Source organism: candidate division WOR-3 bacterium (assembly GCA_011052815.1).
In the GTDB taxonomy this organism is placed as follows: domain Bacteria; phylum Hydrothermota; class Tepidihabitantia; order SM23-42; family SM23-42; genus DRIG01.
Window position 1 is genome coordinate 1 of the sequence record DRIG01000091.1, and the last position, 19,677, is coordinate 19,677.

General features: G+C 42.4%; 9 protein-coding genes and 1 pseudogene. 7 read left to right on the forward strand and 3 right to left on the reverse strand.

The genetic code is table 11. From position 1 onward, the window contains the following. A partial coding sequence (locus tag ENI34_08460; GenBank protein ID HEC79155.1) for a helix-turn-helix domain-containing protein occupies positions 1-1,118 on the reverse strand: 1,118 nt, incomplete at its 3' end. Positions 1,119-1,238: 120 nt separating this feature from the next. Between ENI34_08460 and ENI34_08465 the strand changes: the two are divergent. Then, positions 1,239-2,390 (forward strand): annotated as a pseudogene (locus ENI34_08465) (hypothetical protein). A gap of 461 nt (positions 2,391-2,851) precedes the next feature. Here the strand turns inward: ENI34_08465 and ENI34_08470 are convergent. Beyond that, a complete protein-coding gene (locus ENI34_08470) occupies positions 2,852-5,092 on the reverse strand; it encodes a hypothetical protein (GenBank protein HEC79156.1) in 2,241 nt (746 codons plus the stop codon). Between the two features lie 116 nt (positions 5,093-5,208). On the opposite strand from ENI34_08470, the gene ENI34_08475 reads away from it, so the two are divergent. From ENI34_08475 to ENI34_08490, 4 genes are all read left to right on the forward strand, one after another. Then, a complete protein-coding gene (locus ENI34_08475) occupies positions 5,209-7,785 on the forward strand; it encodes a T9SS type A sorting domain-containing protein (GenBank protein ID HEC79157.1) in 2,577 nt (858 codons plus the stop codon). Between the two features lie 9 nt (positions 7,786-7,794). Next, positions 7,795-10,692, forward strand: coding sequence for a T9SS type A sorting domain-containing protein (locus ENI34_08480; protein HEC79158.1), 2,898 nt, complete (start codon positions 7,795-7,797; stop codon positions 10,690-10,692). Positions 10,693-11,302: 610 nt separating this feature from the next. Further along, positions 11,303-13,549 (forward strand): hypothetical protein, encoded by a 2,247-nt coding sequence (locus tag ENI34_08485; GenBank protein HEC79159.1) that lies wholly within the window; start codon positions 11,303-11,305, stop codon positions 13,547-13,549. 130 nt (positions 13,550-13,679) lie between these two features. Further along, positions 13,680-14,738, forward strand: a complete 1,059-nt coding sequence (locus ENI34_08490) for an IS481 family transposase (GenBank protein ID HEC79160.1) — start codon at positions 13,680-13,682, stop codon at positions 14,736-14,738. 365 nt (positions 14,739-15,103) lie between these two features. Here the strand turns inward: ENI34_08490 and ENI34_08495 are convergent, their stop codons facing one another. Beyond that, positions 15,104-17,320 (reverse strand): helix-turn-helix domain-containing protein, encoded by a 2,217-nt coding sequence (locus ENI34_08495; GenBank protein HEC79161.1) that lies wholly within the window; start codon positions 17,318-17,320, stop codon positions 15,104-15,106. Between the two features lie 160 nt (positions 17,321-17,480). Between ENI34_08495 and ENI34_08500 the strand changes: the two genes are divergently transcribed. Next, positions 17,481-18,107 (forward strand): hypothetical protein, encoded by a 627-nt coding sequence (locus ENI34_08500; protein HEC79162.1) that lies wholly within the window; start codon positions 17,481-17,483, stop codon positions 18,105-18,107. A 131-nt stretch (positions 18,108-18,238) separates the two neighbouring features. Then, on the forward strand, positions 18,239-19,603 hold the full coding sequence (locus tag ENI34_08505) for a hypothetical protein (protein HEC79163.1): 1,365 nt from the start codon (positions 18,239-18,241) through the stop codon (positions 19,601-19,603). Positions 19,604-19,677: the final 74 nt, after the last annotated feature.

A 19,677-nucleotide genomic window follows, 5' to 3' on the forward strand; every position in this document is an offset into this window, starting at 1 on the left:
AACGTCCTTTTTGCCAATTTATATTGCCCAGCACCAGTGAAATTCGAGGCAAGATATTCATAAAAAATCCCTTTGTTTGATTTCTGAGAACAAACAAGTCCTTTTTTTAACCAAGCCCGGGATTTCTTGCGGAAGCCGATGATTGAATATAGTGAAGCTATCTTGTGGTGAAAATTAGAATACAAGGAATGGCGCCGGCATATGATTTCGCACTCTCTGATACAAGAAATCGCTTCTTTCGTTTTACCAATATCGGCGAATACCATCGCTTTTATAAACAGAAGATTAAAGTACATAACAGGATCCGTACTGCTTCGGCCCTTGTTTTTTCTTTTCACCCTATTTTGTAATTTGTGTATAAGCAGGAGTTGTTCATCAGGTTTTACCCTCCAAAGTGCTCCAAATAATTCAGCAATGCCTGCTCGCACTGAGGTATAGAGTAGTCTCCTTTTTTCTGCTCTATGGCGAAGAGCCCTGGCTTTCCGTACAGTTTCCTCAAGTGGTTCTCGTCCAAAAATCAAAGGAAGCTTGTCAACCTGTCTTGAAAGAGAGAGCAACCTGTCAGGAATCTTCGTCAGAATGGCTTTGCCTCTACAAGAAGGCAGCGCATTTAATATTCGTGCAGCCTTCTTCACCTCTCCGTTATTTAATGCCTGTTCAGCCTTTTTTAAACAATCTTCAACCTCTGTGCTCATTTTAACCTTTGCCGTCGGATTAGAAATATGTCTGTAAAACCCTACCAGGTTATATCGCTTCCATACGCCCCAAATTCCTCGTATAGACGCCTTAACCCCGTCGTTTGCCAGCATGTTTTGCGCTTCAACTGTGGTAAGTGAAGGTTTATTCTCCTTTAGTAGGACAATTTTTTTCTCAATCGAAGGGGTAAACCGTTTAGGGTGTCTTGTATAAGTTCTTTTTCTTTTTAAATCCTCTTCACCCCCTTTTTGATATCGTTTTACCCATCTTCTCAAGGTAATGGGATGAACATTATATGAAAATGCTACTTTTTCTATTGAACCTGACTTCAGATATTCTTTAAGTGCACGGACTCTAAGCCAAAAACGCCCATCTGCATTATGTTGCAATTTCATGTGCAAATAATATATAAAATAGGTCATTTTGTCAAGTGGGGAAATAAATACATGAAAAGCCGCTAAAAATCATAACTTATGATAAGAGTTAATTGCGAAAAAGTACATATTTATAAATATAATAAAATAATTAAAAAAGGAGGTACTATGAAACACTCGAGAGTACTCTACCTCGCAGGGGCGATAATCTTCCTCCTTGGTATGGCTAACCTCTTTGCCCAGGCCCCTGATACGCTCTGGACAAAAACTTATGGGGGGACATCTGATGACGAGGGATTTTCAACCTGCCAGACTATTGACGGTGGTTTCGTCATTGTCGGACGCACAAACTCATTTGGTGCTGGTGAGTATGATGTTTATCTTATAAAAACCGATGAAAATGGCGGCACCCTCTGGACAAAAACCTTCGGAGGAGTAAATAATGAATTTCCCTTTCACGTTCAACAAACCTCTGATAATGGATATATCATTGCTGGTGAAACAAATTCATTCGGTTCAGATTGGGAAGTTTATCTTATAAAGACAGATAGTTTGGGTAACACGATCTGGACAAGGACATATGAAAATGGTTCAGTAGGTTATTCAGTTCAACAGACCTCTGATAGTGGATACATCATTGGAGGAAAGTGTGGTGGCCTTACCGGTGATGTTTGTCTCATAAAAACCGATGAAAATGGTGATACACTCTGGACACAGATATATGGTGGAGCATGGGACGATGCTTGCTATTCGGTTCGAGAAACAACTGATGGAGGGTATATTGCTGTAGGAGAAACCAGGTCATTTGGAGCAGGCTATTATGATGTTTATGTTCTAAAAACAGATATTAATGGCGATACACTTTGGGCGAAGACATACGGCACAGCAGATGATGAACAGGGATGGTCAGTTCAACAGACTCTTGACCATGGGTATATAATTTCAGGTTTTACAGGCCCTTACTTAGGCGCCAAGGATATTTATTTAATCAAAATAGATAGTATTGGTAATCTACTCTGGACAAAATCCTTTGGTGGTACAGTAGACGAGAAAGGTAGACAAGTCGTGCAGACTTTTGATACAGGATATATCGTTACCGGACATACAACTTCCTTTGGTGCTGGTGGCTATGATATTTATGTAGTAAGAACCGATTCACTTGGCGATAGTCTGTGGACCAAAACCTATGGCGGAACAAGTAATGAACGCGCTTGGTCAGTTCAGCAGACCTCGGATGGCGGATATGTAGTTGCCGGTGGAACATATTCATTCGGGACCGCCGGGAGCCAAGATGTTTATCTTATAAGGATAGAGCCGGAACCGGTCGGTACTGCAGAGCATCAAAATCCAGATTCCAAGATTCAAGATCCATTCTTGGAGATTTTTCCAAATCCGTTCTCAAAGCTAACAAAAATCAGCTTTAGCAAAGTGCATCCCGATAAGATAACATGCTCATCCTGCAGAACAAGTAGCGCAGAGAGCATATCCGCCACGCAGTATGGCGGATTAAAAATATACGATGCCACAGGCAAATTAGTTAGAGATTTTTCTCGCTCTACGCTCATCACCTGGGATGGCACTGATGATTTCGGTAAAAAACTTCCTACTGGTGTTTACTTTGTGCGTTTGACGGCATCCGATGAGAGTTTTACCAAAAAGGTAATATTACTGCGGTAGAGACAAAGGAACGGAGAGATAAGGGAAAACGATGAATGTCGTACTAACTTGAAATAGTTACTAATCGTGTGGAGTATTAATGTCTCCATTTCTCCGAAGCTCGGTCACTTCCCACACTCACTTACCATCTTTCTTATTTCTTCTGAGTCGGGTATTATCTTCAAAACTTTCTCGAGCACTTTCTTTGCATCGTTTTTATTGCGATGCTCCAGGCATTTCTTTGCAAAATGCACTGCCTCGGTTTCCAGTCTGTTCAATACTACCCGCCGCATGTTTTCTGACCAGGGGTCATACATCTTCTTAAACGGCTCACCTCTGAATAACTTAAATGCCAGCAAATATTCTTTTTTAGCAAACTCCCATTCACCAGCACGTTCAAGTGCCTTTGCCCGAATCATAGTTTCTTCGTAGAACTGATAATCAGTCGTAATATACCCTTTGAAATGGAGAAAACCCTGCTTTATGAAGAGCGTACCTGGAAGCAACCTGAGATATTTCCTGACACCAAATAAAAGATGGGAGAGTGAATTCTGGGGATTTTTGGCATGCGGCCAGAAATTTCTATATAGCGAGTTCAATTCGATCCTCTTTTTAAAACTAAGGTGAATATTAAAACTCGTATACATTGGCGTTAGCCTGTGTAATTTTACATTGTTCCGATATATATGCACCGGTCCCAAAAAATTCAGACGATAAACAGGAATATTTTTCTGGAAAACTGGGAGTCTTAATAACTCCTTAGGTAGTCCGGTAGTCTTTCCTTTGGCGATGAGGTTATTTACCGAATCAGGGAACAACGGGATTAAACGATGAAAAAATCCCATAAGTCTTTGGGTGGTTGCATAATTAAACGCCCTCCTATAATCTCTTATTCTTAAAGATTTTGATGCTTGACGCAGAAATGTTGCAAGCCTCAGATCGGGCATCAGGGTTGCGCTCTTGGGAAGACGCTTTTGTCCTAAAATAATCCGTGCAAGTAAATCGTTTCGCCTTATTTTGAATTTCCTAAGTTGTAAAAATACCCTTTTGATAAGGTTTCTTGCTTTTCCTCCATCGCCTAAACTGGCTAAACAAGAGGCAAGTGTTAAAGTCGAAGACCATAGGTGAAAAGGTATCGCCTCTTTTCTGGCGCTGGCCAAGGACTGGTTTGAAAATGCAACCGCATCCTCAATCTTACCTTGACCAAATGCACACAAAGAATTGACTATGAGGCCAAGCGTCTTGTCTAAACTGATCTTTTTGTTTGCTTTTTTTAGAGTTCTTTTCGCTAAATTATATTCACCCGCCATTGCCATATTAGCCGCAAGTATTTTATATGTATATTCTTTATTTTTGTTAATTTTTAGACTTTTTTCTAACCATTGTCGAGCTTTTCTATGAAATCCGATGCCAGAATAAAAAGAGGCTATCATACCCAAAAATCCGGAATATACCGGATGCTTACAAAAATTTTCACATCTATGTATACATAAGAGTGCCTCTTTTATTCTTCCAGACCGCGCAAGGCTCTGCGCTTCAGCAATTAGAATCTCAAATCGTCTAACAGGACTACAAGTATTACGGTTTTTGATCTTCTCTATTTTTTTCTTCAATTTTCGTGCGAGAAGGAGTTGTTCTTTATGAAAACCGAGCCAATCCATTGCGTTAAGTTCAATCGCACCGGCGCGCAATGCAGTATAGAACATATTTTTTTTCTCCGCCTTTTCTCTAATTAACCTTGCCTTATGCATAAGTTCTGGGAACGGTATTTCTCCATAAAGCAAATTGAGTTTTTCTTGTTGTCTTGATAAGGAGAGCAGGTCATCGGGAATTTTCTTAAGAACTTCCTTATCAGGACAGTGGGGGAGTTTATTCAGAATTCGAGCCGCGCGATAAATTTCACCCTTTTCTAAATAATCTCGCGCATTCTTCAAACCATCTTTTATTTCTGGAGTTTCCCAACCACTTAATTTCTCACTCTGGCCAGAAAGATTATATCTCCGCCAGACATTCCATATTCCGCCCGTTGAAATTTTAATTCCCTGTCTATTGAGAATCTCCTTAGCCTGCGAAACAGTAAGCACTGGATTATTCTCTTTTAATAAGACAATTTTCTCCTCAATTTGATGCGCCAATCTTTTTGGATGTCTTCGGTAATTTTTTTTTCTCTTTAAATTCTCTTCTCCGCCTTGCTGATACCTCTTTATCCATCTTCTCAAAGTGATGGGATGAATATTGAATGAAGAGGCGACCTCGTTTAAGGAGTTAAACTCAATATATTTCTTTACTGCTTGGACACGGACATTAAAACGGTCAATAGTCCCGAGTTGCAATTTCATGTGAATATTGTATCCAAAATAAAACATTTGTCAACAGATAGGTAGTAAGGTTAAAATAGTGTTGAAAAATCAAGGATTATTTGTCAATGGATTCTTAAAATATTACATATTTAAGAATATAAACATTAAGGAGAGGAGGCAATATGAAGGTTATAATTTTAATAAGCATCTTTTCTTTGATATGCGGGTTAAGCGCAGAACGGATAGAAAAAAGGGATTTTTTAATTAATGATGATAAAAACCTTGCTAGCGGATGTTCCCAGGAATGGCCTTCTGTAGCAATGAGCAGCGCCGGAGATTTTGTTGTCGTTTGGGAGGATGCTCGAAACGGCGATGATGATATTTATTGCCAGCGATACAATTACCTGGGCATTCCTCAGGGTCCGAGTGTCAGGGTGAATGATGATGCTGGGTCAACCGACCAAAAAGAAGCCTCGGTTGCGATTGACAGCGCAGGAAATTCAGTTATTGTATGGGTAGATTACCGTAATGGTCCTGCGAACATCTATGCCCAGCGCTATGACCCATCTGGGACTCCCCAGGGTCCAAATTTCCAAGTGAGCACAGGTGAGTCTCACCCCTCAGTTGGAATGGATGATATGGGAAACTTTGTCATCGTTTGGGTAGAGAACCAAGACATCTATGCCCAGCGCTTTGACTCCTCAGGCAATCCCCAGGGCACAAGTTTTAAGGTAAACGATGATGCGGGGTCAAATTATCAAGGGTGCCCGAGAATTGCAATGGATGGAGAAGGAAACTTTGTGGTCACCTGGTCAGACCACCGCAGCGGTGATTTGGACATCTATGCCCAGCGCTATGATGCCGCGGGTAATCCCCAGGGACCAAATTTCAAGGTGAATGATGATGTGGGTTCATTTGCTCAAGACTATTCTGCAGTTGCAATAGCCAGCACAAAAGACTTTGTCATCGTATGGGGAGATAGACGCAATGGCAATTTTGACATCTATGCCCAGCGCTATGACTCCTCAGGCAATCCCCAGGGTCCAAATTTCAAGGTGAATGATGCTGGACCACGGAACGAGTGGTATTGTTCGGTTGCAATGGATAGCATGGGAAACTTTTTTATTGTATGGCAAGATGAGCGGGATGTGCCTAACCTACCCAACATTTATGGTCAATACTATGATGCCGCGGGCAATCCCCTGGGACCAAATTTCTTAGTGAATGACGAGTTAGATTTATATGTCCAATTTGTGCCTTCAGTTGCCATGGATGAGGGAGGAAATTCTGTGGTAGTATGGCAAGATGGACGCGGGTATGATATCTATGGTCAGCGCTATAATCCCTTGGGCACACCCATTGGTTCAAATTTTCGGGTGAACTATGATGATGTAGGCTCATATTACCAGAAGGAACCCGCCATCGCAATGAACAGTCAAGGAAATTTTGTAGCGGTGTGGACAGATTCCCGCAGTGGAGAGGATATCTACGGACAATTATTTGATGCTACAGGCGAACCCATAGGTTCAAATTTCAGGGTAAATAATGATATAACAGAATCACACTGGTACCCTTCAGTGGCGATGGACGATGCGGGAAACTTCCTTGTGGCATGGACTTACGGACCCTCTGAGATCCTTGGCCAGCGCTATGATGCCGCGGGTAATCCCCAGGGACCAAATTTCTTAGTGAATGATGTGACTACAAGTTTCCAGGCTGCGCCTTCGGTGGCAATGAATGGCACAGGAAATTCGGTTATTGTATGGGTAGATAACCGTAATGGTCCTGCGAATATCTATGCCCAGCGCTATGACCCATCTGGGACTCCCCAGGGTCCAAATTTCCAAGTGAGTACAGGTGGGTCTTGGCCTTCAGTTGCAATAGACAGTGCAGGAAACTTTGTCGTAGCCTGGGCAACCGATGATATTTATGCACGGCGTTACGATGCCGCGGGCAATCCTCAGGGTGCAAGTTTCAAGGTAAATGATGATGTGGGCACAAACGAACAAGGGTGTCCTGCGATAGCAATAGATAATGCAGGAAACTTTGTAATTACCTGGCACGATAAGCGTAATGGAAATTGGGACATCTATGGCCAGCGCTATGATGCCGCGGGCAATCCTTTGGGTTCAAACTTCAAGGTGAATGATGATGCCGGAACAACTGATCAGCTGATGCCGTCAATCGCAATAGACCCGATTTCATCTCACGATCGTTTTGTGATTGTTTGGCCCGATAACAGAAACCTTGATGGCGACCCTGAGATATTGGCACAGAAATATGAAGGAGGAAACCCAGTGCTCGGAAATCTTCAGATAAATCAACCCGATTTATTCCCCTATAACCATCAATCCCTGTGGCGTTTTAGTGTAACCTGCAACGATACCACGGTGGGCTTTGTCTGGATGGATAACCGAAGACACAAGGCGTGGGACATTTATGGTAAACTGACTTACTGGAATTTAACAGTAGATATTGCAGAAAAAAATGGCATTGGGAATCAGTCGCCAAGAATTAGCGTTTATCCGAATCCATTCACCAAATCGACAGTCATCAGGTATTCGTCATTAGCCTTTAATGACCCGCGATGCCCAACATTGCGAATCTATGACGCAACTGGTAGGTTGGTTAAATCTTTCATACTTTCTACTTCCATTGTCTGGGACGGCAAGGATATGCATGGTAAAGAGGTTCAGTCTGGTGTCTATTTTTTGAGGATAGAAAAGTACACACCAGCGAAAGTTGTGAAATTGAGGTAAGGAGGAGCCATGGCAACATTGGTATTAATTTTTATGGTGGCGGTGCTGCCGCCGATACCCGGGAAATTAACCGCGGAATTATCAGAAATTTTGCACGATGCCGCGTCCCAAGAAAAAATTTTTGTTATCGTCCATATGAATACTGAATATCCTTATGAAAGTCTTGTGGATATGGATGCCCAAGAAAAGTGTGTGGTCTTCAAAAATGTTGCGGAAAATTCCCAGAGTGATGTTTTCGAGTATCTAAAATCTTTATCCGAGAATAAAGTTGAGTTAGGAGGACAATTCTGGATTTTCAATGGTTTTCATCTCAAGGCGACCAAGGATGTGATTATGGCATTAACGAGGCGTAATGACATCTGGTTTATCTGTCATAATACCGAAGTTCATGCCCATCGTGTTCGGGAAGATAATATCCGAGTTAAGAAAAAACGTTCTCGGGTAGTGGAGTGGAATATTTCAAAGGTAATGGCGGATTCTTGCTGGACAGCAGGCTATAATGGCTCGGGAATAATCTTGGGTCACATTGATACCGGGGTGGATGTTGACCATCCTGCCCTTTCGGGTAAATGGCTTTCACCCTACTGGCTTGATGGGGTTAATGGACAACCTACGCCATACGATGATAATAACCATGGCACACATACGATGGGAACAATTTGCGGTGGTGATGGTCCAGGTCTATTTACGGATGACATTGGTATAGCTTATGGTGCTCAATATATACCCACCAAGGCATTTAACGCGAGTGGAACAGGGACTTATGCATCAATTGACACCTGTATGCAGTATCTTGCAGACTTAAAAGCGGGTGGCGTTGATATTCGAGCGATTGGTAATTCCTGGGGCGCGGTTAATGGTGCTGACTTACACTGGTGGAGTATTGTTCTAAACTGGAAGATACTTGGCGTATTTCCGGTCTTCTCTATTGGCAATAGTGGTCCTGGGCCAGGCTCGGTTGGCTCACCTGGTAGTTATCCATTAACGATTGGTGTGGGCGCAACTGATAGCCTCGATGATATCGCTTTTTTCTCCTCCCGTGGTCCAGCCCCGAATATTGATCCGATTAACGACCCACAGTATTGGTATTATTCAGATTGGAACCTTTTGAAACCCGATGTTTCTGCACCGGGAGTAGATGTGCGTTCCTCTATTCCTGGTGGTGGATACGGCTTGCTCACCGGCACCTCGATGGCGTCACCCCATATTACCGGTGGCGTCGCACTCCTCTTAGACAAGAACCCATATCTTACGGTTGACGACATCTATGAACTACTGTATCAAAATTGTGAACAGCCTACCCAGGGTGCACCCTACCCCAATTATAACTATGGTTGGGGAAGGATAAACCTTTGGCATTCATTGCAGGCAACGCCGCCAGGCAACAAGCCGAATATTAAAATCGTTCGCATCGAGGTTGTCGGTGGTAATGAAAATGGCAGACTCGACCCAGGTGAAACAGCGGGCATCGTCTCTTATCTCAGGAACAACGGTGGTATTTCTGCAACGGGCACTATAGCAAAATTGCGCATTAATGACAGTTACATTACAATTAACGATTCTACTACTAATTTGGGGACTATTTTGCCGCGTGATACAGTAGATAACAGTGCTGATCCATTCAGCGTTACTGTGTCGCCAGTCTGTCCTGAGGGCTATATTCTCAATTTCCAGTTATATATTGTCTGTGCCGAGTCATCTTGGACAAGGAATTTCGATTTAATAGTAGGAAATCCTGGTGAAGATTATGCAACCCATGACTGTGGTAATTGTAAATTGACAGTGACTCGTTATGGTGCAATCGGCTTCATGGGTTCAAATCAATCCGCGGGGCTGGGGTTTATCTATCCCATTTCTGGGCCCAAGCGCCTTTACTATGGTAGTTTTGCTGTAGGAACAGATGCCGATTATTGTGTTGACCGATATTTTGAAAAGAATGAATGCGATGATGAAGACTGGAATACAGTCACCAGTCCAGTATATGGTGGGGTGCGGATGTATGAACCAGGCCCTGGTAATTTAGATGAATATACCACGGCACTATACGATGATTCTGGGCATCCAAATTCCAAAGGGTTACTATGTGAACAGTATTCATGGGCATGGGATGATCCTAATGCGAGCGAGTTTGTGACTATAAAGTTTGTTCTAAAGAATCAGGGATCATTTGCGATTAACAGCCTCTATGCGGCGCTTTTTATGGATTTCGATATTGGTGATTATTCGAATAATCAAGGCTCATCCGAGACTGCGCGTAATTTAACCTGGATGTATGAAGCAGGAACAGGAGCACCCTACTATGTGGGCGTGGCGATGTTGGATCCCCCACGTACCACATCGCCTGCAAATCTGGCTTTGATTGACCACCTCATTTATGTTTATCCATATCAAGGCCTACCGGACAGTATTCAAATCCAGTTTATGGACGGAACAATAATAAATCCATCTTCAAATCGGCTTTTTGACTGGTCAACTTGTAATTCCGCGGGGCCATTTAATTTAAACCCGGGTGATAGCGCGGTAGTGGCGTTTGCGATTTTAGGCGGAGACAATTTGAACGACTTAAAAACGAATGCAGATACCGCATATACTCGTTATTGGAATTTAGAGTTTGGGATTGAAGATAATAAATTACCTTCAGAGCAGTCCATACCTCAATTGATGTTAACGCCAGTTATTGCTCGTAATAGAACCCTTACTTTGAGGTATAATTTGGGCACTGCGACCCCGGTTAATCTTAAGATTTATGATGTGCTTGGTCGGTTAGTTGATGAACACAATTACGGCGTGCTTCATAATTCTGGCGAATTTACGGTCGGTTTGAATACATTGGCACAGGGTATCTATTTTGTGCAGTTGGAGACTGGGGATTACAAGAAGACCGAGAAGGTGGTGTTAATAAAATAATTGATACTGGATAAGAAAACCATTTCGGATTTCGACTTTCCGGAATTCGGAATTGAAGGATTGGTACTCGATACTTGATTCTTGATTCTGGATGAAAAGCATATCAGGATATCAGGGTATCAGCGGATCAGGGATTTAACAAAAAGCATACAGGGGATCAGGGGCCAGAACTGGATTCGCGATACTGGATTCTGGATACTTGAAAAACCGTAAGTCATTGAGTTATTGAATCATTGAAAAATCATTTGTCATTTAGTCATTCGTCATTAAGTCATTGAAAAACCAGATAAACCAGAAAAACCAAAAAAACCAGAGATGCTGAATTAAGTTCAGCATAAGAGAAATAGTATTTCGACTTGCGTCTGCCATCCGCCAGAAATCGTGATGACAGATAGGAAATTTGGAATTAAACCAAATTCTGTCCTTTTGCAAAGTGTAAAGAGTGTCTATTTTTTTCTTGATTTTTTGAAAATCTATTCTATAATAAAACACCTGATCTTTTTTCACTACTTTGTTTGACGCAGAAGTTGTAGAGCAGGTGTAGTTATCATCACTCTTTCTCGCAAACAGGGTTTTGATTGAAGAACGGGTATTGAGAAAGGAGGAGATTATGAACACTAAAAGATGCCTTATCAGCCTTTTTGTAATACTCTTAGCCTATGCCTGGGCAACACCCAAATTAACCGCCCAGAAAAGCAGGTTGGTTCCAAAGATGCTCAATTATCAGGGGTATCTGACCGATACCTTAGATGTGCCGATTAACGACACACTGAATATGATTTTCAGGATTTATGATGCATCGAGCGGAGGTAACGAGTTATGGAATGAGACCCAGGCTGGGGTAATAATCGAGCGCGGAGTATTCAGTGTGATACTGGGCAGTGTCAGTGCGATTCCGGATTCGGTCTTCACCGGTGGCACAGAGCGCTGGTTGGAGATTACCGTGGCCGGTAATGTTTTATCACCGCGCACCCGGATTACCTCAGTGGGTTATGCATATACTGCGACCTATGCAGATACTGCAGAGTATGCGAGGAATGCAACTGCAGATAATGATTGGCAGGTTTCTGGAAACAATATGTGGTCAATACCTTCTGGAAATGTCGGGGTAGGAACATCAACTCCACAATGTAAGTTTTCAATAAATGGTGATTTGAGTGTGGGTGGACATGATATTTCTCTTAGCGTGCAACCAATAGACCACTGGCAGGACTATAACATTGGAGTCCAAAATCCCGGTATTTTAGGTATTCACTGCGATGGTAGTAGTACATTGAGCCTCCGGACTGATGGTAATCTTTATGTTGATGGCCAGGCTGGGATTGGAACAACTACTCCCGCTGAAAGGTTGGATGTTAATGGCACAGTTGCAATGACTGGTTTCAAGATGCCCACCGGTGCGTCGGAAGGCTATGTGCTCACCTGCGACGATACTGGAGTCGGAACCTGGGAGTCTTTTACTACAAATGACAGTGATTGGGTTAGGGCTGGTGCCCCACTCGATTCAGTGCTTTTTACTGCGCACTATCTTGGCATTGCCCGTGGTGGAGTCCAGAATATGTTTTACGGCGATAGTGCTCATACCCATATTAATTTTGGTGTTGCCTGCACAACCGGAAGAAATGGTCAGGGCTTTTCATATATGACCATAAGTGGGGGATACGGTAACAAGGCGACCAGTCATTGTGCAACGGTGGCTGGTGGATATCATAATTTAGCTACCGGAGATAATGCGACGATTGGAGGTGGGTATTCTAATACAGCGAGTGAAGCACATACAGTTGTATCAGGTGGATATTATAATACAGCCAGCGAGCTCAGCGCTACCGTATCAGGCGGTTATATGAACACGGCCGGTGAATATGCAACTGTAGGCGGAGGTAGGAATAACACAGCCAGCTATATGTCAACGGTAGGAGGAGGGGGTCGAAATACTGCAAGTAGTTGGCACGCTACGGTATCTGGAGGTTACAGAAATATGGCGAGCGGACCAGAATCAACCGTGGGTGGAGGTATGGAAGATACCACCAATGCTTATTATGGGGGTGTTTTTTCGGGATACAAAAATCTTGCCGGCGACGAAGAGGGTGATTCTGCCGCAACGGTTGTGGGTGGTAAAGAAAATAGAGCAATCGCAATGTTTTCCATTGTCGGTGGTGGTTTGAGTAATCTGGTTGATGGTGATTATTCTGCAATTCTGGGTGGTTACGCAGATACGATTACCGCGAGCGGTGATTATTCTTATCTCTTTGGGATCAATAGTAAATTAACTGCAGACTCAACCTTTATGGTTGATATGCCTCATATCCGATTTGGTGATGAGGCAAATGGTTATGAGTTTCCGACTGCTGATGGCTCGGCGAATCAGGTGATGGTGACCGATGGTAGTGGTCAGCTATCCTGGAACAATTTAGATGATAATGACTGGATAATTTTAGGAAATGATATGTATGCGGGCGTTTCTGGTAATGTTGGTATTGGAACAACTTCGCCTGGCAATATTCTTACAGTTCAACAATCATCTTCAACCGACCCTATTGCTGATGCGTGGACAACCTATTCATCAAAAAGATGGATGACCAATATTAAGACAATCCCGGATGCTTTGCAAAAGGTGATGCAGTTGCGGGGTGTCTATTTTGATTGGAAGAATACTAAAGAACACGACATCGGAATGATTGCAGAAGAGGTTGGTAAGGTGATACCAGAAGTCGTATATAAAGAGAATGAAACAGATGCCCGCTCGATCGATTATGGCAGATTGGTTGCCTTACTGATTGAGTCAGTAAAGGAACAGCAGAGAGAAATTGAAAGACTAAAGGCGGAGGTCAACCAACTGAAAAACAGCGAGCGATAAGTTAAATTTGTACATTATATGCTGATGTGAGGTAGTCACTAATTGTGTTGACAGTTTAGACTCAAAAAAGAGAGTTGCCGAGTCACGGCCTTTCGTGTATAATAAGAAAATGAAACGAAAGGAGAAAAAAATGACTCAGCAACAATATATTATACGCAGAAAGTTGAACATTGTCCAGCTTTCCGAACAGTTGGGCAATATCAGTGAAGCCTGTCGCAGGTTAGGTGTCAGTCGACAGCATTACTATGATATTAAATCCGCCTTAGAGACTGAAGGGATTGAGGGGTTATTAGAGAAAGCCCGGAACAGACCGCGTTTTAAGAATCGGGTTGCGCCGGAGATCGAAGAGCGGGTGTTAAGCTATTCATTGGAGTTTCCGACGCACGGTCAGGTGCGGGTATCCAATGAGCTCAAGAAAGAGGGCATCAGTTTGAATCCGGGTGGCGTACGCAGTATTTGGTTGCGACACAAGCTGGAGAAGAGTACCCTGCGGCTCAAGCGTTTAGAGAAATGGACGGCAGAGCACGGTAATATTCTTACCGAGAGCCAGGTTCAGGCATTGGAAAAGGCGAAAGAGGAAAAGGAAGCGTGGGGTGAAATCGAATCGTTTCATCCGGGGTTTTTGTTAGGTCAGGATACCTTTTATGTTGGTTGGATCAAAGGGATCGGTAAGATCTATCAGCAGACCGGGATCGACACCTACTCTAATGTTGGGTTTGCCAAACTTTATATTGAGAAAACTGCGATTACTGCGGCGGATTTCATAAACGACAAGGTATTACCCTTTTTCGACGAGCACGAGATTCGGTTACTGCGCGTTTTGACGGATCGTGGTACTGAGTACTGTGGGGCGCGAGAGACTCATCCCTACGAGCTTTATTTGTATTTAAATGACATTGACCATACCCGGACCAAGGCGCGTCATCCCCAGACCAACGGGTGTACCGAACGGTTCAATCAGACACTGCTTGATGAGTTCTACAAAGTTGCCTTCCGGAAAAAGCTCTATACCTCCCTTGAGGAGATCCAGGTTGATCTGGATGCGTTCCTTAAGGAGTACAATGAACAGCGCACAAACCAAGGAAAATACTGTAAGGGTCGAACACCGATGGAAACATTTATCGATGGACTTGACCTTTATCGGCAGTATGTGTATGATGGTAAGAAAGTGGAACAGAAGGCAGCGTAGATGAGACAAACGAAAGGCCGTTTGTCAACACGAATGGTGACTAATGCACGTAAACTATAACTCGTTTCGTTCGTTAAGAGCGTTTAGAGCGTTTTGTTCGTTTAGAACGTTTTTAGCATTTTGAGCGTTTCGTTCGTTGAATTCGTTAAGAGCGTTCGTCTTTCAGCGAAGTGTTTTATTACAGCCTTAGGCGTTAGTTTTACAGGCGAAGCCGTTCGTTTACAGCGGTAGCGTTTAGTCTCCGACACACCGTCACTCCGATACTCCGTTACCCCGATGCACCGATACACTCCCTGCTCTCTGCCCTTGGTCTTGCCTCGCGAAACAAGTTTCGCTACTCCATTTACTACTACATATTCCATGCTTTACTCACTACCCACTATCCTTTCCGCTCGCTCAAGCACCCTCTCCGCTTCTTCAGTTTTTCCCCTCTTGCGCAACTCATCTGCAAAAGTTTTTACTTCCTTTTCGTATGAGAAAAGGACTTCGAGTCTCTTATCATCCGACCAGTCATCGTACATCTTGCGGAAAGGTTCACCGCGGAATAGCTTGAATGCCCGCAAGAATTCTTTCTTTGCAAATTCCCATTCTCCTGCTCGCAGGAGTGCCTTCGCCTGCGCAAGACTTTGTTCATATTCACCATAATCCGTTATAAAATGAATGCCCCTGTTTATTAAAACAGGGTTGTCTTTCCTATACGAAACCTCAATGAGATGAGAAGGAATCTTCAGTTCTTTCTTAATTCTTACTAACAGGTGTGAAAGGTTTCTTGGCGGATTGACACTATTCCTCCAGAAGTTGTAATAGATTTTATCAAGTGAAATGCTCTTACCAGGTTCACCTGCCTTTAATGCAAGCTGAATTAAGAAAGCAGTATCCTTTGGTCTTAATTTTGTTTTTAGATATTTCTGATTCTTATAAACGATGAGATTCCCAAGAAATTTGATTTCATATACAGGTGCTTCTTTGTTAAACAAAGGTAACCTCAAGATTGCCTTAGGTAATCCAGTTGGTTTCCCTCTTCGTAAAAGATTTAAAATGACTTCAGGGAAAAATAGAATAAAGAAGTTTAGATACCCGGTGATTTTGTTTTTGCTTGCGTATTTTAAAAGAGAACTATATCCTTTAGTTTTTTTGCTCTGATTGAGTCTCTGCATCGTTGTAAGCAATTTAATAACAGGGAAACCGTGAATTTCTCTGTGTGAACGGGAAACCCCAAGAATGATTTTTCTTACAATCACTTTACGGTGCATTTTCAATTTCTTGAGAAGAGGAATATATTTTTTGATAAGGGATCTTCCTTTTTTCTCTACTCCCAGAGCATAATAAAGCGCGGCTTGGGTAAGAGAGGCAGAATGAAGATAATTAAACAGTTCAGCCTTTTTTGCCTTCTGGAAAGCATATTGAGCATATTTAGAGGCGGAATGGATCTTTCCTTGTGCTAGGAAACATTGTGCTCGTACAATTGTGCCAAGAGCTTTAAGCTCTTCTCTTCTTGTCTCTGCCTCTTTCAATAATCTAATTGCTGAGCGATATTCACCAGAAATAAAGAAAAAAGAAGCAATCTGTGTTATCGGAATCTTTATATTCCAAATTTTCTCTTTTCTTAAATATGGTTTTATAAGTTCTCTCAGTGACTTGAAATCTTCCATAAAGGAGTAAACAGAAATGAGTTCTGTTAAGAAACCTTCTGTGTTGTAATATCTTAGCATCTTTTTACATTTCCTTACACACCTATGAGCTCTTTTAGGTTTCAAAAGATTTGCCCAGGCAATACCTTCTGATAATAAAAATGTGAACTCTATTCCAGGGTCTTTGACTCCTTTTACCAAAGGTCTTAGGTGATGTATAAGTTTAATATGTTCCTCCGTTTTATTCATCCACTCTAAGGCAATTAACTCTTCAATCCCCGCTCGGATTGATGAGTAATACATTTTTCTTTTCTCAAAGAGTTGTCTCAATTTCTTGCTTTTTTCCCTGTACTCAGGGAAAGGAATTTTACCAAAAAGCAATGTTAACTTCTCCAATCTTCTCTTTAAAGAAAGAAGTTCATCTGGCACCTTTTCAAGAAACTTTGGATTTTTAAAGACATAAAGGGAATTAAGCAGTTTGGCAGCCTCTCTTACCTTTTTTCTTTGTAAATATTCTTTAATCATTTCTGACTTGACTGAATCCTCTTTATTCTGAGAAACATAGGCTATAAAATTGTCTGAGTATTTCTTTCTAATAAATCCAGTGTATCCATATCTTTTCCAAACATTCCAAATTCCCTTGATAGAAACTCTCAATCCTTGTGTTTTTAGAACCTTCCTTGCTTCTCTGACTGTTAAAGCAGGATTTTTTTCCTTCAGGAGTGCAATTTTTGTTTCTAATTCTTCTGGATATCTGTTCCATACCCTTCTGTAGGTTGAAAGAAGTCTTTGTTTTCCCTCTTTTTTATACAGTTTTACCCATTTGTATACGCTTCTATAGTGAACATTGAATTTGTTAGCAGTTTGCATCAAGGTGGTATTATTATTTAAATAATGCTGGGCAATCTGCAACCTTCTTTCTGGTTCTATTTGACACATTTGTGGAAACATATAACAAAAATTTTGCTATTTGTCAAGTAAAAAATTTAGGTGTCCTAAATACCCTATATAATAACGATCTCTATAGCAAAGTGGCATGCAGGAGAAACACATTTTATATTATTCTTTTATTAGTAGTTAATTGAAAAGAGAAAACACAAAAGGAGTGATAATGAAGAAATCATTTCTACTAATATTAATATCTATTCTTATCTTCTTTCCATCTATTCTCCTTATGGCTGATTTCCCTATTTCAACAGCAGCAAATGACCAGGAATTACCCGCTGTTGCGTGGGATGGAACAAATTATCTTGTCGTCTGGGAAGATGGGAGGATCGAAATCTATGACATTTTTGGGCAAAGGATTAATCCCTCTGGTGGACTTGTTGGAGGAAATTTTCTTATTAACACAACATCGGGAATGTTACATGCTTCGCCTGCTCTTGATTGGGACGGAAGCCATTACTTAGTCGCATGGCAACATAAATCATCACCTGGTTCTGACATTTATGGAAATCTTGATATCGGAGTTACTGGTATTGAACTTCTAAGTTTCTCTGCAAGCCCGACCAATACTGGTATTTTGCTAACCTGGTTCGCATCGTTAGATGGAAATGGAATATGTTGGGTTATAGAAAGGGGACATAAAAAAGACGGTGATTTCCATCGTATTACAACCATTCCGATTAAGGGAAGTGCTCCACACAGTGAGAGGTTTAAATATGAGGATAACAGTGTTATTCCTGGTGTTGGCTATTACTATAGATTGGAAAATCTGAAGCAGAACAGTGATCTTTAAAAGCCTCGGAAAGGAGAAGAATTGGTTATGTTCTTCCCGCAGGAGTGTATTTTGTGAAACGCAAAGGTGCGGATAATAAGTCTGTTAAAGTAGTAAAGATTAGATAAAGAAGAAAAAGAAAGGAGGCAGTGATGATCAAACTGAATCTATGGCTTATCGCCATAATCATAATAATGATGAAGAGCTTGGCCTTCGCCCAACCAGATACCCTGTGGACCAAGACCTATGGCGGATCGGATGAGGATATTGGCGCCTCGGTTCAACAGACCACTGATAATGGCTATATCATCTGTGCTTACACCATGAGCTACGGTCCAGGAAGTTACGATGTCTATCTCATCAAGACCGATGCTGATGGTGATACCTTGTGGACCAAGATCTTTGGTGGGACAGCCTGGGATTTTGGCTACTCGGTTCAGCAGACCACAGATGGTGGCTATATCATCGCTGGAGTGACCTATAGCTACGGTGCAGGAAGTGGTGATGTCTATCTCATCAAGACCGATGCCGATGGTGATACCCTGTGGATTAAGACCATCGGTGGGACAGAGGATGATAGAGGCTATTCAGTTCAGCAGACCACAGATGGTGGCTATATCATCGCTGGATATAGCTGTAGCGTCAGTGGATTCGTGCCTGATGCCTACCTCGTCAAGACCGATGCCAATGGTGATACCCTATGGACCAAGACCTTTGGTTCCTCCAATTATTGGGATGAGGCCTTTTCGGTTCAGCAGACCACAGATAATGGCTATATCATTGCGGGAAGGACTGATAGCTACGGTGCAGGAGACTTTGATGCCTATCTCATCAAGACCGATGCCGATGGTAATACCATATGGATGAAGACCTTTGGTGGGACGGACGAGAATTGGGTCTATTCGGTTCAACAGACAACCGATAATGGTTATATCATTGCTGGACTGACCGGAGATCTTGATAGCGGCGATGTCTATCTCGTCAAGACCGATGCCGATGGTAATACCCAGTGGACCAAGACCTTTGGTGGAGTGGGCGATGACCGGGCCTTTTCGGTTCAGCAGACCACAGATAATGGCTATATCATTGCGGGAAGGACTGATAGCTACGGTGCAGGAGGCTTTGATGTCTATCTCATCAAGACCGATGCCGATGGTGATACCCTATGGACCAAGACCTTTGGTGGGTTGGGCGATGATGGGGGCAGATGGGTTCAGCAGACCACAGATAATGGCTATATCATCACCGGATGGACCAAAAGCTTTGGTGCAGGAAACTACGATATCTATCTCATCAAGACCGAATCGGAACTCGGTATTGAAGAAGAGTCCGATAATCCCATCAGACATCTCCACGGCCCAACGATCATCAGTGGACCGTTGCAACTGCCCGAAACTAAGGAATACCGGGTCTTTGATGTCTCGGGACGGGAGATAAAGCCAGGGCACATCAAACCAGGCATTTATTTCATCGAAGTCGAAGGCAGGATCGAAAGGAAGGTGGTGAAGATCAGGTAGTCAATCAGATCGAATTGGGGTCAATTTAATTATGAGTACTGATCAAATCCCTTTGCTGATCTTTTATCTGATAA